21 protein-coding genes are annotated in these 25,251 nt (G+C 43.0%); 13 read left to right on the plus strand and 8 right to left on the minus strand.

Annotated elements, in window-relative coordinates; genetic code table 11:
- The first annotated feature begins 153 nt into the window (after positions 1-153).
- From R7Z78_RS10815 to R7Z78_RS10825, 3 genes are all read left to right on the plus strand, one after another.
- Positions 154-945: a DeoR/GlpR family transcriptional regulator gene (locus tag R7Z78_RS10815; protein WP_005380192.1), complete on the plus strand. Its 792-nt coding sequence runs from the start codon at positions 154-156 to the stop codon at positions 943-945.
- A 176-nt stretch (positions 946-1,121) separates the two neighbouring features.
- Positions 1,122-2,681, plus strand: coding sequence for a glycerol-3-phosphate dehydrogenase (gene glpD, locus R7Z78_RS10820; RefSeq protein ID WP_033905559.1), 1,560 nt, complete (start codon positions 1,122-1,124; stop codon positions 2,679-2,681).
- 276 nt (positions 2,682-2,957) lie between these two features.
- Positions 2,958-3,911, plus strand: coding sequence for a CorA family divalent cation transporter (locus tag R7Z78_RS10825; protein ID WP_005391702.1), 954 nt, complete (start codon positions 2,958-2,960; stop codon positions 3,909-3,911).
- A 73-nt stretch (positions 3,912-3,984) separates the two neighbouring features.
- On the opposite strand, the gene R7Z78_RS10830 is transcribed toward R7Z78_RS10825, so the two are convergent.
- Positions 3,985-5,169, minus strand: coding sequence for an NnrS family protein (locus R7Z78_RS10830; protein ID WP_104975552.1), 1,185 nt, complete (start codon positions 5,167-5,169; stop codon positions 3,985-3,987).
- A 182-nt stretch (positions 5,170-5,351) separates the two neighbouring features.
- Between R7Z78_RS10830 and R7Z78_RS10835 the strand changes: the two genes are divergently transcribed.
- Positions 5,352-5,903, plus strand: a complete 552-nt coding sequence (locus R7Z78_RS10835) for a gamma-glutamylcyclotransferase family protein (RefSeq protein WP_104975553.1) — start codon at positions 5,352-5,354, stop codon at positions 5,901-5,903.
- Between the two features lie 38 nt (positions 5,904-5,941).
- On the opposite strand, the gene R7Z78_RS10840 is transcribed toward R7Z78_RS10835, so the two are convergent.
- Complete coding sequence (locus tag R7Z78_RS10840) at positions 5,942-6,529, minus strand: outer membrane beta-barrel protein (RefSeq protein ID WP_017636001.1); 588 nt, start codon at positions 6,527-6,529, stop codon at positions 5,942-5,944.
- A gap of 420 nt (positions 6,530-6,949) precedes the next feature.
- On the opposite strand from R7Z78_RS10840, the gene ebgR reads away from it, so the two are divergent.
- On the plus strand, positions 6,950-7,936 hold the full coding sequence (ebgR, locus tag R7Z78_RS10845; RefSeq protein ID WP_025768213.1) for a transcriptional regulator EbgR: 987 nt from the start codon (positions 6,950-6,952) through the stop codon (positions 7,934-7,936).
- A 170-nt stretch (positions 7,937-8,106) separates the two neighbouring features.
- On the opposite strand, the gene R7Z78_RS10850 is transcribed toward ebgR, so the two are convergent.
- Positions 8,107-9,024, minus strand: a complete 918-nt coding sequence (locus tag R7Z78_RS10850; protein ID WP_052484234.1) for a LysR family transcriptional regulator — start codon at positions 9,022-9,024, stop codon at positions 8,107-8,109.
- Between the two features lie 112 nt (positions 9,025-9,136).
- Between R7Z78_RS10850 and chrA the strand changes: the two genes are divergently transcribed.
- The gene (gene chrA / locus R7Z78_RS10855; protein ID WP_104975554.1) at positions 9,137-10,276 is read left to right on the plus strand and encodes a chromate efflux transporter; all 1,140 of its coding nucleotides are present in this window, start codon (positions 9,137-9,139) and stop codon (positions 10,274-10,276) included.
- A 123-nt stretch (positions 10,277-10,399) separates the two neighbouring features.
- On the opposite strand, the gene R7Z78_RS10860 is transcribed toward chrA, so the two are convergent.
- The gene (locus R7Z78_RS10860) at positions 10,400-11,044 is read right to left on the minus strand and encodes a helix-turn-helix transcriptional regulator (protein WP_005380169.1); all 645 of its coding nucleotides are present in this window, start codon (positions 11,042-11,044) and stop codon (positions 10,400-10,402) included.
- A gap of 568 nt (positions 11,045-11,612) precedes the next feature.
- On the opposite strand from R7Z78_RS10860, the gene R7Z78_RS10865 reads away from it, so the two are divergent.
- Genes R7Z78_RS10865 through R7Z78_RS10880 form a run of 4 tightly spaced genes read left to right on the plus strand, consistent with a single transcriptional unit; the run spans position 11,613 to position 14,190 of the window.
- Entirely contained in the window at positions 11,613-12,542 is a 930-nt protein-coding gene (locus tag R7Z78_RS10865) for a hypothetical protein (RefSeq protein ID WP_005391691.1), read from the plus strand.
- Between the two features lie 20 nt (positions 12,543-12,562).
- The gene (locus tag R7Z78_RS10870; protein WP_005380167.1) at positions 12,563-12,886 is read left to right on the plus strand and encodes a hypothetical protein; all 324 of its coding nucleotides are present in this window, start codon (positions 12,563-12,565) and stop codon (positions 12,884-12,886) included.
- 5 nt (positions 12,887-12,891) lie between these two features.
- Entirely contained in the window at positions 12,892-13,569 is a 678-nt protein-coding gene (locus R7Z78_RS10875; protein ID WP_033905563.1) for a C39 family peptidase, read from the plus strand.
- Positions 13,570-13,623: 54 nt separating this feature from the next.
- Entirely contained in the window at positions 13,624-14,190 is a 567-nt protein-coding gene (locus R7Z78_RS10880; RefSeq protein WP_005380163.1) for a hypothetical protein, read from the plus strand.
- Positions 14,191-14,414: 224 nt separating this feature from the next.
- Here the strand turns inward: R7Z78_RS10880 and R7Z78_RS10885 are convergent, their stop codons facing one another.
- Complete coding sequence (locus R7Z78_RS10885; RefSeq protein WP_005380160.1) at positions 14,415-15,410, minus strand: transporter; 996 nt, start codon at positions 15,408-15,410, stop codon at positions 14,415-14,417.
- Positions 15,411-15,887: 477 nt separating this feature from the next.
- On the opposite strand from R7Z78_RS10885, the gene R7Z78_RS10890 reads away from it, so the two are divergent.
- Complete coding sequence (locus R7Z78_RS10890; protein WP_031779037.1) at positions 15,888-17,579, plus strand: AMP-binding protein; 1,692 nt, start codon at positions 15,888-15,890, stop codon at positions 17,577-17,579.
- A gap of 68 nt (positions 17,580-17,647) precedes the next feature.
- On the opposite strand, the gene R7Z78_RS10895 is transcribed toward R7Z78_RS10890, so the two are convergent.
- Positions 17,648-17,857: a DUF1127 domain-containing protein gene (locus tag R7Z78_RS10895; protein WP_104975555.1), complete on the minus strand. Its 210-nt coding sequence runs from the start codon at positions 17,855-17,857 to the stop codon at positions 17,648-17,650.
- 97 nt (positions 17,858-17,954) lie between these two features.
- Here R7Z78_RS10895 and R7Z78_RS10900 point away from each other — a divergent pair, with 97 nt between their 5' ends.
- A complete protein-coding gene (locus R7Z78_RS10900; RefSeq protein WP_104975556.1) occupies positions 17,955-18,902 on the plus strand; it encodes a LysR substrate-binding domain-containing protein in 948 nt (315 codons plus the stop codon).
- Positions 18,903-19,020: 118 nt separating this feature from the next.
- Here R7Z78_RS10900 and fusA read toward each other — a convergent pair whose 3' ends face one another.
- On the minus strand, positions 19,021-21,111 hold the full coding sequence (gene fusA / locus R7Z78_RS10905; protein WP_005386444.1) for an elongation factor G: 2,091 nt from the start codon (positions 21,109-21,111) through the stop codon (positions 19,021-19,023).
- Positions 21,112-21,326: 215 nt separating this feature from the next.
- On the minus strand, positions 21,327-22,706 hold the full coding sequence (gene radA, locus R7Z78_RS10910; protein ID WP_005386443.1) for a DNA repair protein RadA: 1,380 nt from the start codon (positions 22,704-22,706) through the stop codon (positions 21,327-21,329).
- Positions 22,707-22,842: 136 nt separating this feature from the next.
- Between radA and R7Z78_RS10915 the strand changes: the two genes are divergently transcribed.
- Complete coding sequence (locus R7Z78_RS10915; protein WP_104975557.1) at positions 22,843-25,191, plus strand: PilZ domain-containing protein; 2,349 nt, start codon at positions 22,843-22,845, stop codon at positions 25,189-25,191.
- Positions 25,192-25,251: the final 60 nt, after the last annotated feature.

A 25,251-nucleotide genomic window follows, 5' to 3' on the forward strand; every position in this document is an offset into this window, starting at 1 on the left:
CTCCATAAGAAAAAAAGAGCGCCATTTGTGCGCTCTTTTTGCGCTTTATCCCCGATTCCTGAACTCGCTTACTTCTCACAACGAGCAAATTCGAGCACAATAGAGCTTCGAATTTGAAGCATTGGCCGTTACCAATGCACAAGGGAGTGGTAAGTGAAGCAAATACCTCGACACCAGCAGATTGTTGAGCTGGTGAAAAAACAAGGCTATGTCAGCACGGATGAGTTAGTAGAAAGATTCAATGTCAGCCCACAAACCATCCGACGCGATCTCAATGAACTCGCCGATGACAACAAAATTCGTCGTTATCACGGTGGAGCCACTATTCCTCTCAGTTCTGAAAACACATCTTACAACACGCGTAAAGCGCTCAACTTCAATGAAAAAGATGTCATTGCAGACGAGGTAGTCAAACACATTCCAGATGGTGCCACACTATTCATCGATATCGGCACCACACCAGAAGCAGTTGCGCGAGCGCTCAATAAAAACCATAAACAGTTGCGTGTTGTCACCAACAACATCAATGTTGCGACCATTCTTTTCCCTAACCCTGAAATCAAAGTCATCTTAGCGGGTGGAGAAGTCCGCAGCAGAGACGGCGGTATTGTTGGCGAGGCTACCCTCGATTTCGTTAAACAGTTCCGTCTCGACTTTGGTATTCTCGGCATTAGCGGTATCGACTTCGATGGCTCGCTATTAGACTTTGATTACCACGAAGTCCGGGTCAAACAAGCGATCATTGACAATAGCCGTAGTGTATTTCTTGCCGTAGACCACACCAAGTTCGGGCGCAATGCTATGGTGAAACTAGGCAATATTGCACAGCTCAACATGATCTTTACCAATAAGCAGCCACCAGAAGAAATCTTGTCAATTTTGAAGGAAGCTTCTATCCCACTTGAAGTGGTTGAAGCTAACGAATCAAACTCCGAAAACGAGTAACGTCAATCGTATAACTCCCCCTCAAATGACCTCTGTCTTAATTAGACAGAGGTTTTTTTGTGTCTAAATCACACAAAACGCTCACAAACGAAAATAATAGATGATCACAAACGAAACCTGAGCTAGGATTACATTATGTTCTAAAATGCTCGTTCGCTCACCAAGAGGTCAAATTTATGAGTATACAAAATAATGCTTCCACTACTAGCTCATCCACTACCTTAGACTTGATCGTAATCGGTGGCGGCATTAACGGAGCTGGTATTGCAGCAGACGCAGCTGGCCGAGGTTTGAGTGTTGGCTTATACGAAGCAAATGACTTCGCATCTGCGACTTCTTCAGCAAGTTCTAAACTGATACACGGCGGTTTACGCTACCTTGAACACTACGAGTTTCGTTTAGTTTCGGAAGCGCTCGCAGAGCGTGAGGTTATTCTTCGTAAAGCACCACACGTCGCACTACCAATGCGTTTCCGTTTACCGCATCGCCCATTCCTACGCCCAGCTTGGATGATTCGTTGTGGCCTTTTCCTTTACGATAACTTGGGTAAACGTACGACGCTGCAAGGCAGTAAAACCGTCAACCTTGCGAAATCTGGCTTGCTAAAACCAGAAATGAAAACGGGTTTCGAATACTCTGACTGTTGGGTTGATGATGCACGTTTAGTATTACTGAACGTTCTTGCGGCTCGCGAAAACCATGCTGAAGTGCGTAACTACTGCCGCGTGGAAAAAGCACACCGTGAAGGTGGTATCTGGCATGTTACTATTCACGATGTGATGACAGACCAACGTTTCGAACGTAAAGCGAAAGCGTTAGTCAATGCTGCGGGGCCTTGGGTAAAACAGTTCTTTGATGATGGATTAGAGCAAGCCTCTCCTCGTAACATTCGCTTAATCAAAGGCTCGCACATCGTTGTTCCTCGTATCCACAACGAACCGCAAGCCTACATTCTTCAAAACAAAGACAATCGCATCGTATTTATGATTCCTTACTTAGATAAGTTCTCAATCATTGGTACAACAGATGTGGAATACAAAGGTGACCCACGTGAAGTGTCGATCTCAGATGACGAAGTCGATTACCTCATTGATATCGTAAACCAACACTTTGTCCACCAGTTGACTCGCGAAGATGTAGTTTGGACATACAGCGGTGTTCGTCCTTTATGTGACGATGAATCTGACTCTCCGCAAGCAATCACACGAGACTACACGCTAGAGCTCGATGCGGAATACGACCATGCACCTCTGCTTTCTGTTTTTGGTGGTAAGTTAACGACCTACCGTAAGTTAGGTGAAGCAGCAATGAAGAAACTTGCTCCGTTCCTACCTGAAATGGGTAAAGACTGGACGGCCAACCAAACCCTTCCTGGTGGTAACTTCAGCTGTAGTCGTGAACAATTAGCGAAACAAATTCATGCTAAATACACTTGGGCGCCAGAAGCATTGATTCTTCGTTATGTTACTCAGTTTGGTACCCAAACGTGGAACTTAATGGAAGGTACAACAAGTGAAGCTGACTTAGGACAAACGTTCTCGACACAAGCCGGTGGTGTTTACCAACGTGAGATCGATTACTTAATGAACCATGAAATGGCAATGACCGATGAAGACATTTTATGGCGCCGTACTAAGCTTGGTCTTTACATGAACGAGGAAGAAAAACAGGCCTTAACGGACTATTTAAAGAAAAAGCTACAACAGAAAGTGGTTAATCTTTCTCAAGTTGGCTAACAGCTCCCCTCCCTCCCCCCACAATAAAGCCTGCTTAGTTGCAGGCTTTTTGTTTTGTTGTTTAAGCACAACACCTTGGTGCGCTCCACTCGATTGCAAATAAGAACAACTATTCATAGACATTTGGCGTTAAATACAATCATACTCATTTGAAAAATAATGCATCAATGACTTCAGAGTACCGTACTCAGAGCATTGCCTCTGTATGGCAATGCAATTCTCGCGAAAGAAGTATCTTGAGGTTATTTTGGTATCGGCTCAAACAAGGAAAAGAAAATGGGTTTTATGATTGAACATTGGGACTTCTCAACCCCAGAAGCAACTCAACAATCCACCACGGCAGAGCAAATTCAAGCTAAGCATTGGTACCATTGCGAACGGCTGCATCCTGATATTCGTGGTTGGCTGGAGCAAAACCAAGTACCTCGAGCTACGGTTGATCATCTATTAGCCGACGAAAGCCGACCATCTTTCCATCCTTTAGATGACGAGAACTTCATGTTGATTTTACGAGGCGTCAATATGAACGGCAATGCATCACCAGAAGATATGCTTAGTATTCGAATTCTCTACTTTCAAGGCGCACTCATTTCAACTCGTAAAATTCCATCACGCGCGATCATGGAGATTCGCCAAGCATTAGCGGAACACAAAGGCCCAAAAAGTCTTGCTAGTTTACTTCATCAGATCATTGAAGGATTAAACAGTAAAATAGACATTTACCTTGATACAATTGAAGAAACACTAAACCAGTTCGACGTGAATGATGAATCGACGTACAAACATATGGCGACTCAAAAAGCACTGATTTCTATCAAGCGTTTTATTCGCCCTCAGCAGTACGCTATCCGTGATCTTGTGGAGTCAGAATCAGAATTGATTGCTTTGAGACCTCATCAATATCGCTTCGCACACAATAATATTACGCGCATAAATGAAACACTTGAGTTTTATCTTGGAGAAGTGGCGCTTTTCCAAGAAGAGATCAAACATCATCGTGATGAGAAAACCAATAAAAACAGTTACCTGTTTACTTTGGTAGCAACGATTTTTCTACCAACCAGCTTCTTAACAGGTTTACTCGGTATCAATGTTGGTGGAATGCCAGGCGTGGAATCCACCATGGCATTCACCTGGTTCTGCATCGCCTTAATTGTCATTTTTGGTCTAGAGTGGTGGCTATTTAAACGCTTGGGGCTCACGAATAAAGCGGACGACGAAGACGAATAAACACTAAACCTATAAAGAACAAAAACCAAAAGAGGAGCACGCGGCTCCTCTTTTCTCTACTCACATTAGAATCTTATCCGGGGTGACCATCCACACGAGGGGTCACAAGCATCACACCAAAGCGCCACACAAATAGCCCAAACGCAACAATCCATAATCCGCCGCTGATATCAATCCACAGTATCATGTTCGCTGGATCAAAGATCACGGCGAAACTGCGAACCAAAGCTGCCGCGGTAATCGCTGCAAACGCAAGGCTCATGTTTGGCCCTTTGTAGATCATGCGACCAGTATGTCCCATCGTCACCCGTGCAATCATCGCTAAAATCAAACCGCCTAACGCACCTATCGCAAACAGGTGAATGAGGTTATGGCTGGCAAATGCATCTCCCCAGACGCCTCGCAAAATTAAGCTTAGTGGTAAACACAAATACGCAGCATGCAGCGACCACACTAAAGGCTCGCTCAGGGTTAACCAAGGTTTCCAGCGAACAAAACGCACCAACTGAGCAACACCTGCAAATAGCATCAAAGGACTACCTAGTTCTGCAAACGTCACAGGGAAAAAGCTCAGCACAAATAGCATTACCAACGGCAAGTTCGCGAGCCACTCTAACCAAGCCAATGGTTGCGCTTTTTCGAAATTAAATCGACGCGCAGTAAAAAATGGAATCACACGTCCGCCCATCACTGACAACAGCAAGGTAAACCACCACAGCATTGCTTGCCACACCGCTGAAGAGCTAAACGGCGGCATACCTTTTATCGTTGCGTAGCTTGCAAAGTTCGCAAAGATGGCTAAAAGAAACAGTGGAACGAAAAACAAATTACGCCAACCTTTGGCTCGATACACACGAATGCCCACCTCATAGGCGACAAACAGTAAAAATACCGCTTCGATACTGCTGGTTAACCATAACGGTGCTGGTGTCCAAAGCAATATGCGGGGCACTAACCACAAGCCAAATAAAGCCAGAAGCATGTAATGCTTGGTACCATTAACGCCAGTCCAGTTTTGTACCGCGGTCAGTACAAAGCCAACTACAATGGCCATTGAAAAACCGAACAACATTTCATGTACGTGCCACCACAATGCAGGCACAGCTAATGCGTTTGGCTGTCCGCTTTGGAACATCCACACCCATAACGCAATCGCAACAATGGCGTAAATCGACCCAAACAGAAAAAACGGCCGAAAGCCTAATCGCAGCCATGCGGGGATTTTTTCTTCTACTTTTTTATCGGTGATATTCAGCATTATCTTGCCCTCAAGCGTCTCTCGATGCTGGTTAACTCAACTACATATTGATGCTACCATAAACATGTATAAAAAATACATGTTTATAATTAAGATTATACTTAAGAGGTAAAGTTGTGCTTCAGATGCGGGTTAGGTATAAACATGAGAGGCACAACTATCAGTTAAGGGATGCAACGACAATGTACATATTTGGCTATGGCAGTTTGATTAATTCTGCGTCACGTAAGTTAACCGGACAAACGGGAGAAGCCATTCCCGTCATAGCACATGGGTTGGTTCGCTACTGGGGAAAGATTGATGACAGCTACACTCTGTCTCCTCTGGTTGTAAACCAAGGCGATGGGCAGGTCAACGGCGTTTTACTCGAAGTGAATGAAGAAGCGCTCGCAGAATTCGATCGCCGTGAACGCGGCTATCATCGTATTCAACTTCAGCCAGATCAAATCGAAACAGATGCGAGTTTTAACCAAGAACACGACATTTGGGTTTACGTAAAAGACGAGCCACTACCACCATGCGCAAAGAGCCCAATCATGCAAAGTTATGTTGATACCGTACTGGCAGGTTGCTTGGAAGTTTCCCACGCGTTTGCAGAGCATTTTGTGCGTCACACCATTGGCTGGCAACACGCGAAAGAAAATGACCGCCACCAACCCAAATATGGCAACCTTGCAGGCGTACAAGATCACCATTATGAGTTGATTGATAATCTGATCAAAAAAGGAGCCTAACGGCTCCTCTTTAGTATCTATGTTTTGCTTACGCAAGCTTAAAACTTGTAATCAACACCAACGTACAGGCTGTCAAAATCAAAATCTTCGCTGCCACCGTTTTCGGCATCAATACTTACCGAAGAAGCACGGTAGCCACCAGATACAACCAAACCTGAAGCGAACTCATAACCAGCCTCAACACCGTAGTTAAAGCCTACATCACGACCATCATCGGTAACAGTGCTAGATGATTTCACTTCATAAGAAACACTCATTACACCAAGGCCAGCAATCGCACCAACATAGAAGCCTGTACCTGCAAATTGGTATTTAGGCTTCGCATTGAAATTGAACGCAGAAGCATCAACACTAAATTTAACCGGCCACCCCATGTAAGAAAATGTTTCTTCAAAGTCGCCAAAGTATATGTACTCACCTTCAAAAGCTAGTTTGAAGTTTTCTGAATATTGAAGCTCTTTACCTACAGCAAGGCTAAGACCTGTCGCAGAAAAATCTTTTGACAAGCTTTTAACTTTAAGATCTGAATTTACCAAATCAGCACCAACATACCAGTTACCTTTTGCTTGAACTGATGCTGAAGCAACCACTGCACCTAAAGCCAATAATGGCAATACTTTTTTCATTATAATTTCCTAATTTTTCATACTGTTAGACAGCTTTTAAAAGCGCGGAGATTATAAATAGAGTTGAATACTTTCCTATTGATTTGTTTATAAAATGAGACACAAAACATAAACATGAACAATAAAACGTTTGCTTGATTAAACTCTAAACAGCTCGAGTCCTATTAAGTACTAGAGTTACCACAAGTAGCAAGTTTCCAAACCAGTCGCGTTTTTCAGTATTTTTACAGCAATATAATCCTTACGTTTACGGCTTTATTTATTACTCAATAGAGTCTATTTCATGAAAACAATTTGGCTTGATATGATGATTTAAAGTGTTTAGGACTGTCTTACTAAAGGTTTGTGCATATCTAAGTAGCTGTTTAAAATAGTCAGATTATTGAGCTCACACTTGGGCAGTGCCAACGGGAAATTTACATGGCAAAGCTAAAAGATATCGCCATTGAAGCAGGCGTCTCACTTGCAACCGTATCGCGGGTTTTGAACAACGACCCAACGTTGAGCGTTAAAGAAGAAACCAAATACCGCATTTTGGAAATTGCAGAAAAACTGGAGTACCGCACCAGTAGCTCGAAGAAAGGCATCAAAGAAGCTAAGCAAAAACATCACTTTTTAGCCTTATATAACTACAAACAAGAAACAGAGGTGAATGACCCTTACTACTTATCAATTCGTCATGGGATTGAAACGCAATGCGACAAATTAGGTATTACGCTAACCAATTGCTATAACAGTGAAATTGATGTTGAAACGAAAAAGATAACAGGTGTCCTTTTAGTCGGAAATGTCGACCAAAAGGTAGTAGATAAATTACCTAAACGTCTAGCCGATAGCATTTGCTACATAAACTTTTCAGATCCAACCTGCCCTTATGATTGCGTTGATGTCGACCTTATTCGAATCAGTAGGCAAGTAGTTGATTTCTTTGTACAACGAGGCCACCGCCGCATCGGTTATATTGGCGGTCAAGACAAGCACGACGCAGCTGACACTCGTGAAAATGTGTTTTTGGACTATGGCTATCTAAAAGGCGTGGTCGCAGAACATGATATACACTATTGTGCCTGCTCTAGTTTGTCCGGTTATAACTTAGCGAAAGAGATGCTAGCCAAAGGTGACTTCCCGAAAGCAGTATTCATTGATTCAGACTCCATCGCGATTGGCATAGTACGTGCAATCCATGAATTTGGCTTAAAGATACCAGAGGATATTACGCTGATTAGTATGAATGATATTCCTACTGCTCGCTTTACCTTTCCGCCGTTGTCTACAATTCGTATTCACTCTGAGTTGATGGGAACTCAGGGAGTGAACTTACTAGTGGAAAAATACCGAGATGGACGCTTACTCCCTCTTCATGTATACGTTCAAACAGAGCTTAAACTACGTGGTACAACTCAATGATACCTTTTCCATTAATCTCTTTTATGAATTAAATCTGGAACATCCCCCCCTAACCCAAGATATTCATTTTGCACAATCAGTACTGTTTCGGCGTAACGCCGATAACTCAGCGGGTAGTAAGAAGTTCAACAACAAATCACTCTAAGCACCATGAGTGCCCCAAATGTTTATCATTTAGAGGTGATGGTCGAAGAAACCAACTCGCGTAGCCAAATGCCTTTGTCTTCATTGTTTCGGCTGGAATGCCACAGCATGGCAATATCAAAATCCGCAACGGCGATCGGCGGCTTAACAGTAATGAGATCGTCCGAAAAGCCCTCCGCCAACGCCATTTTTTCTGGCACGATGGCAATGAGATCGCGCTTTTTCAATAGATGCCGAATAGTGAGAAAGTTGCGCGACGCCACGGTGACTTTGCGGCTCAAGCCATGTTCTGCGAGCTTTTGGTCTACTTGTGTCTTTAAGCTCCCATCGGGACTTACCAGAGCTTGCTCGATGTTCGCGAACGCTTCCAGAGACAGCTGTGTTTCCCCTTTCAACACCTGTTTATCACACATGCACACGTGTTTTTCGGTGTACAAGTACAAGCTCTCAAAGTTGTCATCCAACACCGGCATGCTGCCAATAATGACATCGAGCTTTTCGTGCTCAGTTAATGCCACGTAGTTGCTACGATTGACGTTAATAAAACTGATCTGCGCCTCTGGGGCGCGCTGGCGTATTTCGTCATAAAGCCGAGGAGCAAAGATAAACTCGGCATAATCCGTTAACCCGATGCGACATACACCCGCGTAATTTTTAGGCTGGAAGACAGACTTAGTGAGCAAGTCTTTGGCAATAGAATCCAACAAATGATGCACGATTGGCGCGATGTGGTGAGCGTGCTCGGTGGGCTCCATCTTGTGCCCTTTTCGCTCAAAAAGCGGGTCGTCAAACAACAACCTTAAACGAGACAAACTATGACTCATCGCCGACTGGCTAACGTAACTTTTCTCTGCCGCGACGCTAACGCTTCGATAGCGATACAAGTAGGAAAACGTCACCAATAAGTTCAAGTCAATGTTGCGCCACTGAATGTCCTCTTTCACTCCAACATCCTCATCCCATTTTATTCATAGATGAAATTAAAATCATCAATTTGAGTCATTTTAGAGCATTCGATAAATTAGCAACAATGCTTTTTAGATAAACAGGCTCGACATGTTCACCATATTCAAAACTTTTTTCTGGCTGGGTTGGTTCAGCTTCGGCGGCCCGGCGGCTCATATTGGTTATTTTCGCCAAACCTTTGTTGAGAAACTGAAATGGCTTGATGACAGCGAGTACGCGCAAATTGTCGCACTCAGTCAGTTTTTGCCGGGACCGGGCTCAAGCCAAGTTGGCTTTGCTTTAGGTTATAAACGCGGCGGTTTAGGTGGCGCATGCGCAGCATTTGTCGGATTCACGCTTCCTTCGGTGATCATCATGTTGGCGCTGGCGATGGTGAGCAGCCAAATCACCGACACCGCAGTGTTCCAAAACATCGTTCACGGCCTAAAACTGCTCGCAGTCGTCGTCGTGGCGGATGCGACTTGGGGCATGTACAAAAACTTCTGCCAAAGTAAACTGACCGCGGGTTTGTGCGTCGCGACTGCGATTGCGTTGCTGGTGGCACCAAACATCATGACGCAAATGTTCGTGTTGATCGCAGCAGGTTTTGTCGGTACGCGATATCTGAAGAAAGACTCCGCGTCATCAGCCGAGCCGTTTAAACCGTCTATCGCGCCATTGGCTCTATTTGCGGTGCTTTTACTCGGCTTACCATTAGTGGCTCATACGTTACCTTTGCTTGGGCTGTTTAGTGATTTTTTCCAAGCTGGTAGTTTAGTGTTTGGTGGCGGTCATGTGGTGCTGCCGCTTCTGCAAAACATTGTTGGCGACCAGCTCAGCCAAGATGCATTTTTAACAGGCTACGCCGCTGCACAAGCTGTACCGGGGCCAATGTTCACCTTTGCGACTTTTATCGGTTATGAGCTTTCGGATACGCCAATTTTAGGCGCTCTGATCGCAACGCTTGGCGTATTCCTCCCAGGGTTTCTTTTACTGCTTGGCGTTCTTAAAAACTGGCAAGCACTGGCAGGCAAACCGCTGGTCTCCGGCGCCATCAACGGTGTAAATGCCTCGGTAGTAGGGTTACTACTCGCGGCACTTTACCAGCCAGTATTTAGCAGCGCAGTTGTTGCTCCCATCGACATGGCGTTAGTGGTTGCAGGTTTTTATCTACACAAAAAGATCAACCTATCGGTGCTATGGATGATCGTGTTTTTTGTGGCAGCAGGCCTTGTCACGGGCATGATGTAGCCTGCTGATACGCCAACTATTGAATCTAGATAAACCACGGGCACTCAAATACGAGTGCCCTTGCTTAGATTAGATAGTGAAAACGGAACAGACCCCGATAAAAAGAGCATCACAAATTGTGACTTAACTTCTCTCGGTTAAGCCATTGTTCATTCTTACCAACTTAACCGCATCATGACGAGAATGGACATCGAGTTTTTTGTACAACTTGTATATATGGCTTTTCACTGTACTTTCAGATAAAAAAAGTCTTGAAGCAATTTGTTGATTTGAAATGCCGTACACAAGTAGCTCTAGAATCTGTTTTTCTCTGCATGTTAACTCATCATGCTGCTGTTCTTCGGACAAATTTGCATGCCGATAATTGAGGACTAACTTCTCTAGGTACATTCTTGGTAGCCACAACCCACCTTTCAGTACGTATTCCGCGCCATCACATATATGTGTCACTGATGCACTTCGGAGCAAAATTCCTTTTAACAACTTCCAATGCAGTAAGTCCGTTTGTACTTTTTCACAAGGGACGTTGTGAAGCATAAAGGACCACCCAAATAGATCAAAATCTGGTAACTTTCCTTGTACTTCAAGCTGACGCATAAAATCGTAATCAATAAACATCAAATCGATACTGAGTGAGTGACTTCTGAACACCACTTCATCTGGTTGCATTATCTTTACATCGACATCATGAATGGAAGACAGCTGTTTTTTTATTAAGTTACTTTGTAAATTACTCTCAGCTAGCAGTATCAAGTGCTTCTTTTCCATAGTCCCACCACATTAACTTACCTGTTTCACCAACCCCCGTTAGAAAATTAATTGGGGATAGCAAAGAGAATTTATCTTCATTTTAAGTAGAAAATATAGCACTTCAGAATGATATCGCATTGCTTTTCAGCACCGAAAAAGACTTAAAAAGTATGAACATGTTATATTTTTATCCATACTTTTCAACCTGTGTTAGCATAAGGATATGATTTATAATATTAAATAATAAAGATAATAATTGGATAAAATACCATTTATAAAAAATGGATGACTGCTCCGCTCAGTGCAATAGAACGAATTACTTCTTTATATTGGCTTCATTTCATACTTGATGAGTACTTAAAGTAAATACAAAAAATAACATTATGATTATGTTATTTTTTTCTTTAACACCTTAAAGAGACGCACCTAAATACTCCCTTCCAGCCTGAATCATTCTCAATAATGAGAACAGCTTTCACTGATCCTTTCTTATAATTTCATCGCTTCCCACAACATTTGAAGGAAGCAGCAAGAAGTTAAGTGCAGTCATTTTTAATCAGGAATAACAGGAAATGGAGTAATCGTTATGACTCTAAACAAAACAGGGCTTGCTTTAGCAATGTCAGCAATTTTATTTAGTGGCTCTCTAATCGCGAATGAGATCGATGATGGAGACGACAACATGCAATGGACTGACAGCGCTAATACCGATATCGGTTTATCTGGCAGCTTCAATGATAACAGTGACAATAGCGCATCTCTCGGTGTTGGTGATAGCTTCAACGACAACAGCGATAATAGTGCGTCACTAGGTATTGGTCATAGCTTCAACGACAACAGCGACACTGACAACAGTGCAACTCTTGGTGTTGATGACAGCTTTAATAACAACAGCGACAACTCAAACTCGAGCACTAACACAGCTCAAAGCCACAACGACAATAGTACGTCTAACGCTAACGACAACAGTACCAGTGCTGATCTTGATGTGAGCCTAAATAGTGATAGTAGTGATTCAAGTACTAACACAAATAGAAGCCACAACGACAACAGCGACTCTAGTACTACTGTAAGACGTAGCAACAACGACAACAGTGACTCTAGTATCAACAGTAGCTTTAACGATAACAGCGATAATCGTAATCAAAGCGACAACCGTAACCAGAGTGATAACCGTAGCTACGCTGATTCAAGCACAACAAACTCGAACAGCTTTAACGACAATAGTAACTATCAAAGTGACTCGAGCTCAACAAATGTTGATAGCTTCAATCAAGTCCATATGGATACAGATATGGTTGTTGCGAGCTCAAGCCTAATGGGTGGTGTTACAGGTGCATCAGTTATTTATGCAACTAACGCGGATGATACTCGAGTTCGAGTTGAAAACATGAACACCCTTGGTGGTCTTGGTGGTGCGGCTGGTATTACTACCGTTGGTCAGAATGCTGGTTCAAATTCACTTGTACAACAATCTGTTACAACTAATGCAAGTGTGTTTACTGGGGGTGAGTAACCGACTAGTAGGAGAAAGCGATGCGTTTGGCAATCTGTACTTTGAGTATGATAGTTGCCTGCACTGCACTCGCTGATGACATTGCATTATCTGGCGGAGAAGTTAGCTTGGATATCATGAATGAATCAAGAGGTGGACAAAATGTTGAACTCGACTTGGTTTATGCAGAATCAGATATCAATGGTATTTCGTCAGATAATGTCGCGTCAAACACCGTGAGTGGTAACAATATACTATCAAGTGGAGCGTTCGCAGACAGTTCGGGTATATCCAACGTAATTCAGAACAGCGGAAACAACGTTTTAATCCAGAACTCTACCGTCGTTAACCTGACACTCAAGTAAACAATATGAAAGTATTAAATAACGTAATTTGGCTGATGCTCGTTTATTCAGCATCAGCCATTTCATTAGAACTGCTACCTTACCGAGCACATTACTCTGTTCCTGTTAAAAGCTACAAAGAAATAGTGTTCGGTGATGTTTTTCGCCAACAGTATGACTTCAGCTGTGGCTCTGCCGCCCTGGCTTCTCTTCTCACTTTTCATTATGCAACAGAGTCATCTGAACAAGATATCTTCAAAAGCATGTTTGAAAAAGGTGATAAAGAAAAAATCAAAGAGAAAGGTTTTTCTTTGTTGGATATGAAGTTTTACTTGGATTCCATAGGGTTACGTTCTGACGGCTTTCAAGTAGGATTGGAGAAAATTAAAGAAGTCGGCGTCCCTGGGATTACTCTCGTTAATTTCGATGGGTATATGCATTTTGTTGTCATCAGAGGTATAAACAATCACTCAGTTATTCTAGGAGACCCTTCTAGAGGAACCATGATAATGAAACTGGATGAGTTTGAAAAATATTATCAAGGAATTGTGTTACTGGTCCGTAACGAAGCGGAAATGGGAAGGTCTAGCTTTATAACCAATGATAATTTCACCGTATATCAAAGATCACCATTAAAAACAGGAGTGTCTAGAGATTCCTTAGGGGTATTTAGCATTACTCTCCCAGTTTCCGGTGAAAATTAATATAACATTGTTTTAAATAACTTTAAGAACTAAACAACCTGAAAGGCCTGCATTATGAACTACAATAAATTTTTGTTAGTGCTTTGTATGCTAATACCTCATTTTAATGTGAATGCTAAAGATGTTGGCCTGCAAGAACTTACTCCTCTTTCAAATTTATCTTTAGAAGAATATCGAGGTGGCTTCCAAATTACGGACGAGTATATTATTAATATTGGATTAAGCATTACTACGACTATAAATGGCGATGATATTTTGAACACAAACATTGCCAACTTAGTAATTGAAAATGGTAATTTAAAAAACATTAGCGCAAATAGTGAAAATCAAAGTGGAGATATTTTCAACCAGGGTATTGTTAACATCATACAATTTGGTGAAGGAAATATTATTGGAGATGATTCTATAGATTCACCCAAAATGCCTTCGTCTCAAAATCCTAATATAATAAGTTCAGACTTTATAAATTCAAGTATTATCAATATTATTCAAAACACGAAAGATAACAGTATTATTGGACTTAGCACGCTCGTAGACATTGATGCTCAAGTAAATGGGGTAATACGGGAAATCAAAGCAAACCAACAATTAGAAGACGCCTTATTGAACCACCTTCAATGAGCATTTCCATTTTTATCTGAAAAATTGTTACGTTAAGCTTCTTTGATATTAGAAACGACTGATATCTATGATTACATACCAAAAGAAAGGTAGATATATCAATAGGCCACCATCATTTTAAGAATATATACCTACTTTATCCAATATAATCCAATCAATTTATAATGCGAACACTAGGCGCTAACGATAAATTAGGCCCAAGACTCAAGGGCCTAATATCCATTTTACAAATTAAAAGGTACTCGTACTGTTAATTGAAAGTCGGGAGTATCTTCTGTAAGACCAGCTTGAGCACTAACATTGATAGATGAGCGTTCACTAAAGGCATAGTTTATACCAAAAGTTAATGCATCTAATTGAAGCAACTTAGCATCATCTGCCGATCTGCCATTTACTTTGCTTTTTAAAATAGTTTTATGGCTAAGTCCTAAAGAGAATGAAAGATCAGGATTCACCGCAAACCCCATTCCTCCTGAAAGAGAAATAGTGTCTCCAAGTTCAACATCAGCTTTTGTGTCGCCAACTGTAACAGTATCCTCTAAGTTATAAATATAACTTAGACTAGCGAACAAGACCGCAGGATCAACAGGGTGAATAAGAGATAAATTAGGCTCAAAACTCCAAAAACCCGAACCTGTAGGGACATCACTAAATGAGTTGCTTCCATCTTCAATAGAAACATCATAAGGCGATCGTCCTGTATCCGACTTTACTCTAAGGCCACCTACCCAGTATGGCGCAGACTCAAAGTTAAACTGGTGCCTCAATGCGAACTCTACATCACCAAGCCCTCCGCCATCCACCGTTGTGTTTACTACTTCACTGTTTGAACCATCTTGAATGGGGCGCGTAGAAACTTGGTCATTACGATACACATACGGCACTCTAACTTCTAACTCTGTGGCGTTTGTTAAACCGTACCGAGCAGTTAATCCAACGGTTACTGTAGTCCTATCCGAATCACTCACTTCAATTCGCCCAACAATCAGAGTTGGTAAGACTGTATACCCAACAACAGATACTTTGTTTGAAGAGTTTTGTGTATAGCTTAAAGACGAATCAAATGACCATTTACCTTTAGGTGTGAGAACGCCTGGGCGCTCAATAACATCACCAACCGTTTGGGCGCGCTGAGGAATATCATCTCCTTCAGCACCATATGCATTCCCCGCGATGAATAAACTACAAAGATAGGTACCCAGTAAAGTCTTCCGTAACATCACATCTTTCCTTTTGCTGATGATCGTACCCAAGTAATCTCAGGCAATAGCTTGAGGTGAAGCTCCTAACTTTCCAAAGTAAGATTAGTATAGCTACTTCAAAACCACGACATACCTTTAAGTTTGGCGCTTTGAAGAAATTAGGAGACATTTATACTTATCTTCAACACTAAGCCACTAGTTAATAAATAATTAGGATAGATTCTATGTTTTCGCAATATTATTAATAAAATAAATTGCTTACCTGTGCTCTTAGTATGAAGTCGATATGACATAACAGCTGAAAAGCCTGTTCTCTTTTGCGTAGCATCAATCACATTGCTTTTTTAGATCGAGTCGCTCCGACTTCAACCATAACTAACGCTATCTTCCCCACATATTTCATCAAAATGCATTCCCGTGTCGCGATTTAACATGCTAAAGTTAACAATGCGTTAACAATTATAAATACAATGAGAAGACATGGAGTCACTTAAAATGAATCAGCCGAATCTAAATAGCGCTGCTGGTTGCGCTCTCCCACCACCAAATGAAATGATCCTCAAATGGGCTCAAGAGCGTCCAAATGAGGTCTACCTAAAACAAATTATTAACCGACAGTTTGTTGAGTACACATTCTCTGATGTTGCAGATCAAGCCTTAAAACTTGTCAGCGCACTACGCTCGCTTGGTGTAAAGCCTGGCGACAAAGTTGCGTTAGTATCTAAAAACTGTGCAGAATGGTTTATTTGCGATCTTGCTATGATGCTTGGTGACTATGTCAGTGTGCCAATCTTTCCTACCGCCGGTGCAGACACCATCGAATACTGTGTGACTCATAGTGAAAGTAAAGCGATCATTGGCGGAAAACTCGATGATCCCAAAGCAACTCAGCAAGTCATTGATGCTATGCCTGAACTCATTAGCATCGCTCTACCTTATGACACGGCACCAAAGTGTAAGCACGAATACCAAGCGCTCATTGCTGATGCAGTGCCAAGTGAAGAGCGTCCACAGCATTACGATGACAAGCTAATGTCGTTGGTGTATACCTCAGGCACATCAGGGTTACCGAAAGGCGCGATGCTAACTTACGGCGCATTCAGTTGGTCTGTTCAGCAACTGATCAATCATATTGGTATCCAAGAAAACGACCGACTGTTCTCTTATTTACCGCTCGCTCATATTACAGAGCGTGTTTATATCTTCGGTTCATCGATTATGGGTGGCGTGCCAACAGCATTTCCAGAGTCACTGGACACTTTTATCGAAGATGTGAAGATGCACCGACCAACTCTGTTTATCTCCGTCCCACGGTTATGGACGCTATTCCAGCAACGTATTCAAGACAAACTTCCACAGAAGAAGCTCAATATTCTGTTGAAAATCCCATTCGTCAATTCTTTGATCAAGAAAAAGCTAGCAGATGGTCTAGGTTTAGATCAGGCTCGAGTATTAGGCTGTGGCTCTGCACCTGTCTCGCCAGCGCTGTTGGAATGGTACCACTCAGTGGGCCTTGATATCACAGAGGCTTGGGGGATGACGGAATCATTTGCCTACAGCACGCTCAACTACCCATTTAGAGCTGACAAAATTGGTAGTGTCGGTAATGCAGGGCCAGGCATTGAGTTAAAAATCGCAGCCGATGATGAAATCATGGTGCGTGGCAAAGGGCTATTTTCTGGCTACTACAAAAATGATATTGCCACCCAAGAGTCTTTTGATTCAGAGGGCTGGCTACACACAGGCGATATCGGCGCTATCGACTCAGATGGTTATCTAACGATTCAAGGCCGTAAAAAAGATAACTTCAAAACCGCCAAAGGTAAATTTGTCTCTCCGGTTCCTATCGAGAAAAAGCTTTTCGAGTACAGTCGCGTAGAGATGATGTGTCTCATCGGTTTAGGGCTACCCGCTCCGATTCTTTTGGTTGTGCCACATGACTTCCCTAACTTTGATCGAGAGCGATACGCACGTACCACACGTAAAGTTATTGCCAGGATGAACCAAGAACTCGCCTCTCATGAGCAAATCAAAGGTGTGTTAATGATTAAAGAGCCTTGGAGTATAGAAAATGGCGTACTGACGCCAACGCTTAAAATTAAACGTCATGTGCTCGAACAAAAGTATCATGAGATAGGCCACAATTGGCCAAAAGATGAATTGGTCGTGTGGGAAGAAGACTTGTAATTTTGCTTGCACTCCTCAACACCATTGGGGAGTGCAACTTAACTTTGAGCTTGAATCAAACTCATAAACTACTCTCTCCAGAATGGCTTACTCACTTCACAACTAATCTCCCTTTCACCTAATCCAATATCGTCCCAAAGGTGATTTGGTAACTCTCTCAAGTGACGACGTGTCTTATAGTTCCTTCTCCAAGCCGCCAGTTTAGAATAAATTAACTGTAACCCGCTCTGATGGGCAGTAGGTATAGTACGCTCACAAGTGTGTGTCATGTTTTCCATTTCAAAGATTCCTATACAATGTTGACCACTTAATAATCAGCGACTACGCTGATATCCTCAAACGATAGAATCTGCCATAGAGTTAAGGAAAACTAATGTGAAAGATCGAATGCCTCCCTTACAGGGCTTGTATTACTTTTTCGTTGCAGCAAAGGAAGGAAGCTTTAAAACGGCAGCAAAAGAACTGTTTGTTACGCCAGCGGCCATTAGTCAGCAAATTCGTCATTTAGAAGAGTTCTTAGGCACGGACCTATTTGTTCGTCAGCACAGAAAAATCGTGCTCACACCTGAGGGAGAGCTGCTGTTTACTCAGGCAGAAAGAGGGTTTGCTCATTTGCAGCAAGGGGTTAGATTAGTCAATCAAGATCCAAACCCGAACCACCTTTCGATATCAACACTCCCCTCTTTCGCTCATCATTGGTTGGTCCCGAAGATTACGGCTTTTCGCCAGCGTCACCCTGATATCGCCTTGCTATTAGAACCAACCAATGATTTGGTGTCTTTTCAAGATAGCCAGATAGATTTATGTGTTCGTTACGGTTTAGGAAAGTACCCCAATTTAGAATCACAATGGCTAATGGACGAAGCTTTTTATCCAGCTTGTCATCCGGTGTACCAGAAAGAGCACGGGATCTATAACATCGAGGATTTAAGCAAAGCTGAGCTGATTGAAGATGTTTGGCCTGATCTTGATTGGAATATGTGGTTAGCAACCTTGGGTCACTGCGCAGCAAAGCCTACCTTAAAATACAGTGGATCACATCTCGTGCTTGAGGCTGCACTATCACTTCAAGGCGTGGCATTAGTAAAACACAGTTTAGCTCATCAATATTTTCGTTCTGGCAAATTGGTCCGAATTGGAGATATCGCTATCAAGCCCAACTTTGCGTATTACTTGTGTGCGCCAAAAGGCTACTTAAAAAGACCTAAATCTCAATTGTTTGCGCAATGGTTGAAGGAAGAAATAGAAATATTTGAAAAGTCAGTGGTACCAGACTTTAAGACCATTGACCTAAAAGGCAACAGTACTAGAACGGCATCATAACTATCATCAAAACAAACGCTAAATAGGAATAAAACAAACACGCTCTGCGTATAAGACTGCTAAATACAAAAAGCCCCGCACTAAGCGGGGCTTTCAAGTTATAGAGTTAACTTAAGAATTACTTCTTAGCGTTACGCTCTTTAACGTCAGCAATTACTTGCTCTGCAACGTTTGTTGGACATGGTGCGTAGTGTGAGAACTCCATAGAGAACTGACCACGACCAGAAGTCATAGTACGTAGAGTACCGATGTAACCAAACATTTCTGATAGAGGTACATCACCCTTGATACGTACGCCAGTAGACGCTGCTTGTTGGTCTTTGATCATACCACGACGACGGTTAAGGTCACCGATTACGTCACCAACGTGATCTTCTGGAGTGAACACGTCAACTTTCATGATTGGCTCAAGAAGTTGCGCGCCAGCTTTAGGCATAGACTGACGGAATGCACCTTTCGCTGCGATTTCGTAAGCGATAGCTGAAGAGTCAACTGCGTGGAAACCACCGTCGAATAGTTCAACTTCAACGTCTAGAGTAGGGAAGCCAGCTAGAACACCGTGCTCCATCATTGACGCAAAGCCTTTCTCAACTGCAGGCCAGAATTCTTTAGGTACGTTACCACCAACAACTGTTGATTTGAACGTGAAGCCAGAGTTTGGCTCACCTGGTTTGATGCGGTAGTCGATCTTACCGAACTGACCAGAACCACCAGACTGTTTCTTGTGCGTGTAGCTATCTTCGATTGCTTGAGTGATAGTTTCACGGTAAGCAACCTGTGGAGCACCAACTTCTAGCTCAACGCCGTAAGTACGCTTAAGGATATCTACCTTGATGTCTAGGTGAAGTTCACCCATACCTTTCAGGATAGTTTCGCCTGAATCTTCATCAGTCTCAACTTGGAATGATGGATCTTCTGCAACCATTTTACCGATCGCGATGCCCATCTTCTCAGAACCGCCTTTATCTTTAGGCTTAACTGCGATAGAGATTACTGGATCTGGGAAGATCATTGGCTCAAGAGTACATTCGTGCTTAGGATCACATAGAGTGTGACCAGTTTGAACGTTCTTCATACCAACTACAGCGATGATGTCACCAGCTTGTGCTGAATCGATCTCGTTACGCTCGTCCGCGTGCATCTCAACCATACGGCCGATACGCTCTGTTTTACCAGTTGCAGAGTTAAGGATTGTGTCACCTTTCTTCATCTTACCAGAGTAGATGCGGATAAAGGTTAGAGCACCGAAGCGGTCATCCATAATCTTAAATGCAAGAGCACGTAGTGGCTCGTCTGCAGATACAGTCGCAACTTCACCAGTTGGCTCACCAGTCTCTGAATCAGTTAGAGGCTGTGGATCAACTTCTGTTGGAGATGGTAGGTAATCAATTACCGCGTCAAGAATAAGTTGGATACCTTTGTTCTTGTACGCTGAACCACAGTAAGTTGGGAAGAATGCTAGATCACGAGTACCTTTACGGATACAACGTTTGATGTCTTCTAGAGATGGCTCTTCGCCTTCTTCTAGGTAAGCCATCATTAGATCTTCGTCTTGCTCTAGAGCAGTTTCGATTAGCATTTCACGGTATTCAGCAGCTTTTTCTACCATGTCTGCTGGAATATCTTGAACTTCGTAGTTCTCTGGTTGGCCAGACTCATCCCATACGTAAGCTTGTTGGCTTAGTACGTCTACAACACCTACGAAATCTTCTTCGATACCGATAGGTAGAGTCATAACTAGAGGTGTAGCACCTAGTACGTTCTGTACTTGATCTACAACTTTGTAGAAATCTGCGCCCATACGGTCTAGTTTGTTAACGAAGATCAGACGTGATACGTGTGATTCGTCAGCGTAACGCCAGTTAGTTTCTGACTGAGGCTCAACACCACCAGAACCACAGAATACACCGATACCACCGTCAAGTACTTTTAGAGAACGGTAAACTTCGATAGTGAAGTCAACGTGTCCAGGAGTATCGATGATGTTTAGACGGTGATCGTTCCAGAAACAAGTTGTTGCTGCAGACTGGATTGTGATACCACGCTCAGCTTCCTGCTCCATGAAGTCAGTAGTAGTTGAACCGTCGTGAGTGTCACCGATCTTATGGATCTTACCAGTTAGCTTTAGGATACGCTCTGTAGAGGTAGTTTTACCCGCGTCTACGTGAGCAAAAATACCAATGTTTCTGTATTTTGATAAATCAGTCATTGTCTTACTCTGTTAATAAGGTATAAAGTGCGCGCAGAGTATATCACATTCTGTCAATACTGATACCCTTGCGTGCGGATGGAAGAAAAAAAATTTTAACGTGAAATTTCCGTCCCCAAAGCATAGTCAAACACAGCAATTTATGTACTTTATTCGCATTTTATTGAGGACGGATAGAACAGTTTGTGATTGCACAAATACCATTCTTATGAGCATTACAGCTCGTCAAAAGCCTCTATCGCTTCCGACAATTTCTTAACGCCGTGAATTTGCATGCCAGGGATGCCACCTTTCGGCATGTTGGCTGCTGGCACGATGGCTTTCTTGAAACCATGTTTGAACGCTTCATTCAAACGCTCTTGCCCACTTGGCACTGGACGGATTTCGCCCGCAAGCCCTACCTCACCAAAAATCACCACATCTTTAGGGAGTGGACGGTCACGAAAACTCGATAAAAGCGCCATAACTAAAGCAAGATCAGCGCTTGTCTCCGTCACCTTAACACCGCCAACCACATTAACAAAGACATCTTGGTCTGCCATTTGTAAGCCACCATGCTTATGCAACACAGCGAGCAAAAGTGATAGGCGGTTCTGCTCCAAGCCGACCGCAACACGACGAGGGTTGGCTAACTGCGAGTAATCCACCAGCGCTTGAATCTCTACTAGCAGAGGGCGCGTACCTTCCCAAACCACCATGACGGAAGAGCCTGATGTTTCTTCTTCACCACGAGAAAGGAAGATCGCTGATGGGTTACTCACTTCTTTCAATCCTTGGCCTGTCATTGCAAAGACACCAAGCTCATTCACAGCGCCAAAACGGTTTTTATGACTACGCAAAGTGCGGAATCGGCTATCCGTTCCACCATCGAGTAGTACCGAACAGTCGATAATGTGTTCAAGAACTTTGGGGCCCGCAAGGGTACCATCTTTTGTTACGTGACCAACAATAAATACCGCAACATTATTCTGTTTTGCGTATCGTGTCAGAGCCGTCGCAGATTCACGTACCTGAGCAACACTGCCAGGCGACGATTGAACATCAGAAACGTGCATCACCTGAATCGAGTCTATCACCATTATACGAGGCTGCTCTTTTTCGGCGATTTGGCAAATTTTGTCGACGTTCGTTTCCGATAGCATTTTTAAATGATCTTTCGGCAAGCCCAATCGGGAAGCACGCATTGCCACCTGCTGTAATGACTCTTCACCGGTTACGTAAAGCGTTGGCATTTGCGCAGATAAACTACACATGGTTTGCAACAGAAGGGTTGATTTACCAGCGCCAGGGTTACCACCAATCAAAATTGCGGCACCTGGTACAACACCACCACCCAACACGCGGTCAAGCTCTTTAAACCCACTGGTGAAGCGAGGTACTTCTTGCAGATCAATTTCGGATAGCGTTTGAACCGTAGCTTCTGTTGCGGAACCAGCGTAGCCGCTTAAGCGTTCATTGCGAGCAACGGTTGGCGATGCAGCGATACGTACTTCTGTTATCGTATTCCATGCACCACATGCGTTACACTGCCCCTGCCAACGGGGAAAGTCCGCGCCACAATCATTACAAACATACGCTCGTTTTGCTTTCGCCATGATGCCTCAATTTTTTCTACAAATGTGACTAAGCACAGCCAAGTCAGACCTGAACTGAAATGAACTATTGATATACTTAAGTATTACTTCGCTTAGCCGATACAATTTAAAGTAACGACATACTCTAACAGAAATAATGCAGCAATCTGAAATTCTCTCGCTCGCAGAACGACTCATTCCCGTTTACGGTACGAATGACTTTGACTTTGTCCTTGGCCAACTGACCGAGGAAGAGCCGCCTTCGGCCAAAATTTTGGTTAAAATGGAACTTAACCGCTTAATGGCTCCATGCAAAAAAAGCATTGATTTGCGAGGTCGCGTTCAAGGCGAATGTCGCGAGTATATTTTGGATGGCATTCCACATTGGTTGGATGATGTTGCTTTCAACGCTTACCATAAAAACATCAAAAAGTTTGGCTGCTACACGGAAGGAATGTGGGAAGCATTGGTCAACACGCGAAATAACTTTCGCGTAATGAGCAAGCGCCTTACTCAGCAAAAAACGCAATCGTTAACGGATCCTAAAAGCCCGTTCTTAGCAGAACCCGTTCACCTAGGCTACGATTTAAAGCGCCAAGAAAAACGCTTGAAAGTCCAATCTCAAGTTGAAATTTGCCGTTCTAAAGGACAGCTTCTTCATGGATTAAGCATTGATTTATCTAGCTCTGGCGCAAAGTTTAAAGTCCCTAGCGCATTTAAATATAACCTTGGGGAAATTATTCAGGTCACGTTTACTGAATTTGCCAGCAAATCTAACGTTGCAGGTATAGAGAAACCGCTTGCATACCGCATACTCGCGGTTGATGACTGTTACGAAAATGATTCAGTTCGATACCTCAGAACCATACGCTTAACTGACACCAATGTCGTCACCCGAGTGATAGATGAAGCGCTCAACAGTGCTGCTAAAAGGGCTCGTCACGACAATCAAGACAAGATTATTCGAGCTCGAACTCGCGGTTATGAGCATATCGCACTAAAGCACACCAGCAGCTTGCCTCTATTCTTTGATGGTAGTGACCTAAAATTAGCAATGTTAACGCCAAACAATCAAAAGCTTTGGCAATACTGGCACGATGAGAGAAACCAGCAAATGTTTGGTTCTTTATTCAACGAGCAACGCATCGCGTCACTCATTAAGCCTGGTGTTAAAGGAACAACCAATGTCCTTTATTCATTTACTCACGAGCACGAGAATCGAACCTATTTCTATTCGATGTTTCGCCCAGAAGCAACTCGCGAACAGCGCCAGCTATTTTGGCATTTAGGTGGCAAACGAGAGAGTTGGCGCGCCTTTAGAATTTCAATCTTTGAACTATCAGAGCAAGAGCAGGAAGACCTAGCAGCTTTCTCTCCAGAGTTGGCAGAAACGTCTCAATCACTGACTCATATTGGTATTTTGCAAGAAATTGCTGACGAAAAATCAGGGCAGGATTACCTGCTAACTGAAAAGCCGCGCTTACCCGCTAATACGTTAAACGCGTTTCGTCACCCGAGAAGAGTTATCGGCAATCCAAAGGGCATTTATTTTGATGCAAAGTCTCGTCGAAAAGAGCCTCGTTATCGTTTTAAAACACCTTTAGAGTTGTACTCAGGACAAACTAAAACAGGCGGCTGTACTGTTGACCTTTCCAAACGAGGACTCGGAATTAGGCTAAGTGAGCCCACGATGTTACGTTCTGGGCAAGAGGTAAGAATCAACTTTCGAGAATTACAACTCTACGATAAAAAATTGCCGTTAATGTCGGTGCCATACCGAGTAATTCGTGTAAGCCCAGACGGTTGTAGCGTGCAGCTAGTTATTGATGAAAGCAGCCAAACCATGAAGGTAATCGCTTTTTTCAACAGCATTATCGAGCACAATCAAGACAAGCTAATCCCTCAAAAAGAGACGCTACCAAGTAATGCTCTACTTGAAAGGCTGCACTGCATGTTGCTCTCGCGTACGCTGAGCACGCCCATTTTTATCAGTAAGAGTACGTCATCTTCAATAAAAACCCCCGTTATCGGGGTGAACTTGCCACTACCTAAACACATTGAGCTTTTTGCCCGTATTGGGCATGACCAACTGTTGTCACTTGAACCTATCTTTAAAGGCCGGACAAGCACATTAATCGCAGAGCCAATAAAACGTGTAGAAGGTGCTCAAGCCAGACATCAGGATATCTACATAAGCGCCGAAAAAGTAGGCAATAAAATTACAGGCATTGAGTCAAAGCTTCATCAAGAGTTCAACAGCGTAAAAGAGCGGATTCAATTTATAAAGAAAGCGCGAATGATGGGTGACTTTTACGTGATTCGCCTTTCTACTGCGCCAATTTTCGATCCGATGACATCATTACTGCAACAAGATTTAAGTGACTTAACCCAATTTGGCGTACATCAAGCGAGCAAGTTAGAAAAAGAGTTAACAGCGCTCGTTGGTTACAGTGAATTTGAAGACATTACTGAAGAGGTTGTAATTAGATTGGAGTTAACCGAGTAAATTCAAAGTCATACCAAATTGAAAAAAAAACACCGCCTTTCTGGCGGTGTTTTTGAATGG

The sequence above is a fragment of the Vibrio sp. 1167 genome, assembly GCF_033340375.1.
Classification (GTDB): Bacteria; Pseudomonadota; Gammaproteobacteria; order Enterobacterales; family Vibrionaceae; genus Vibrio; species Vibrio alginolyticus.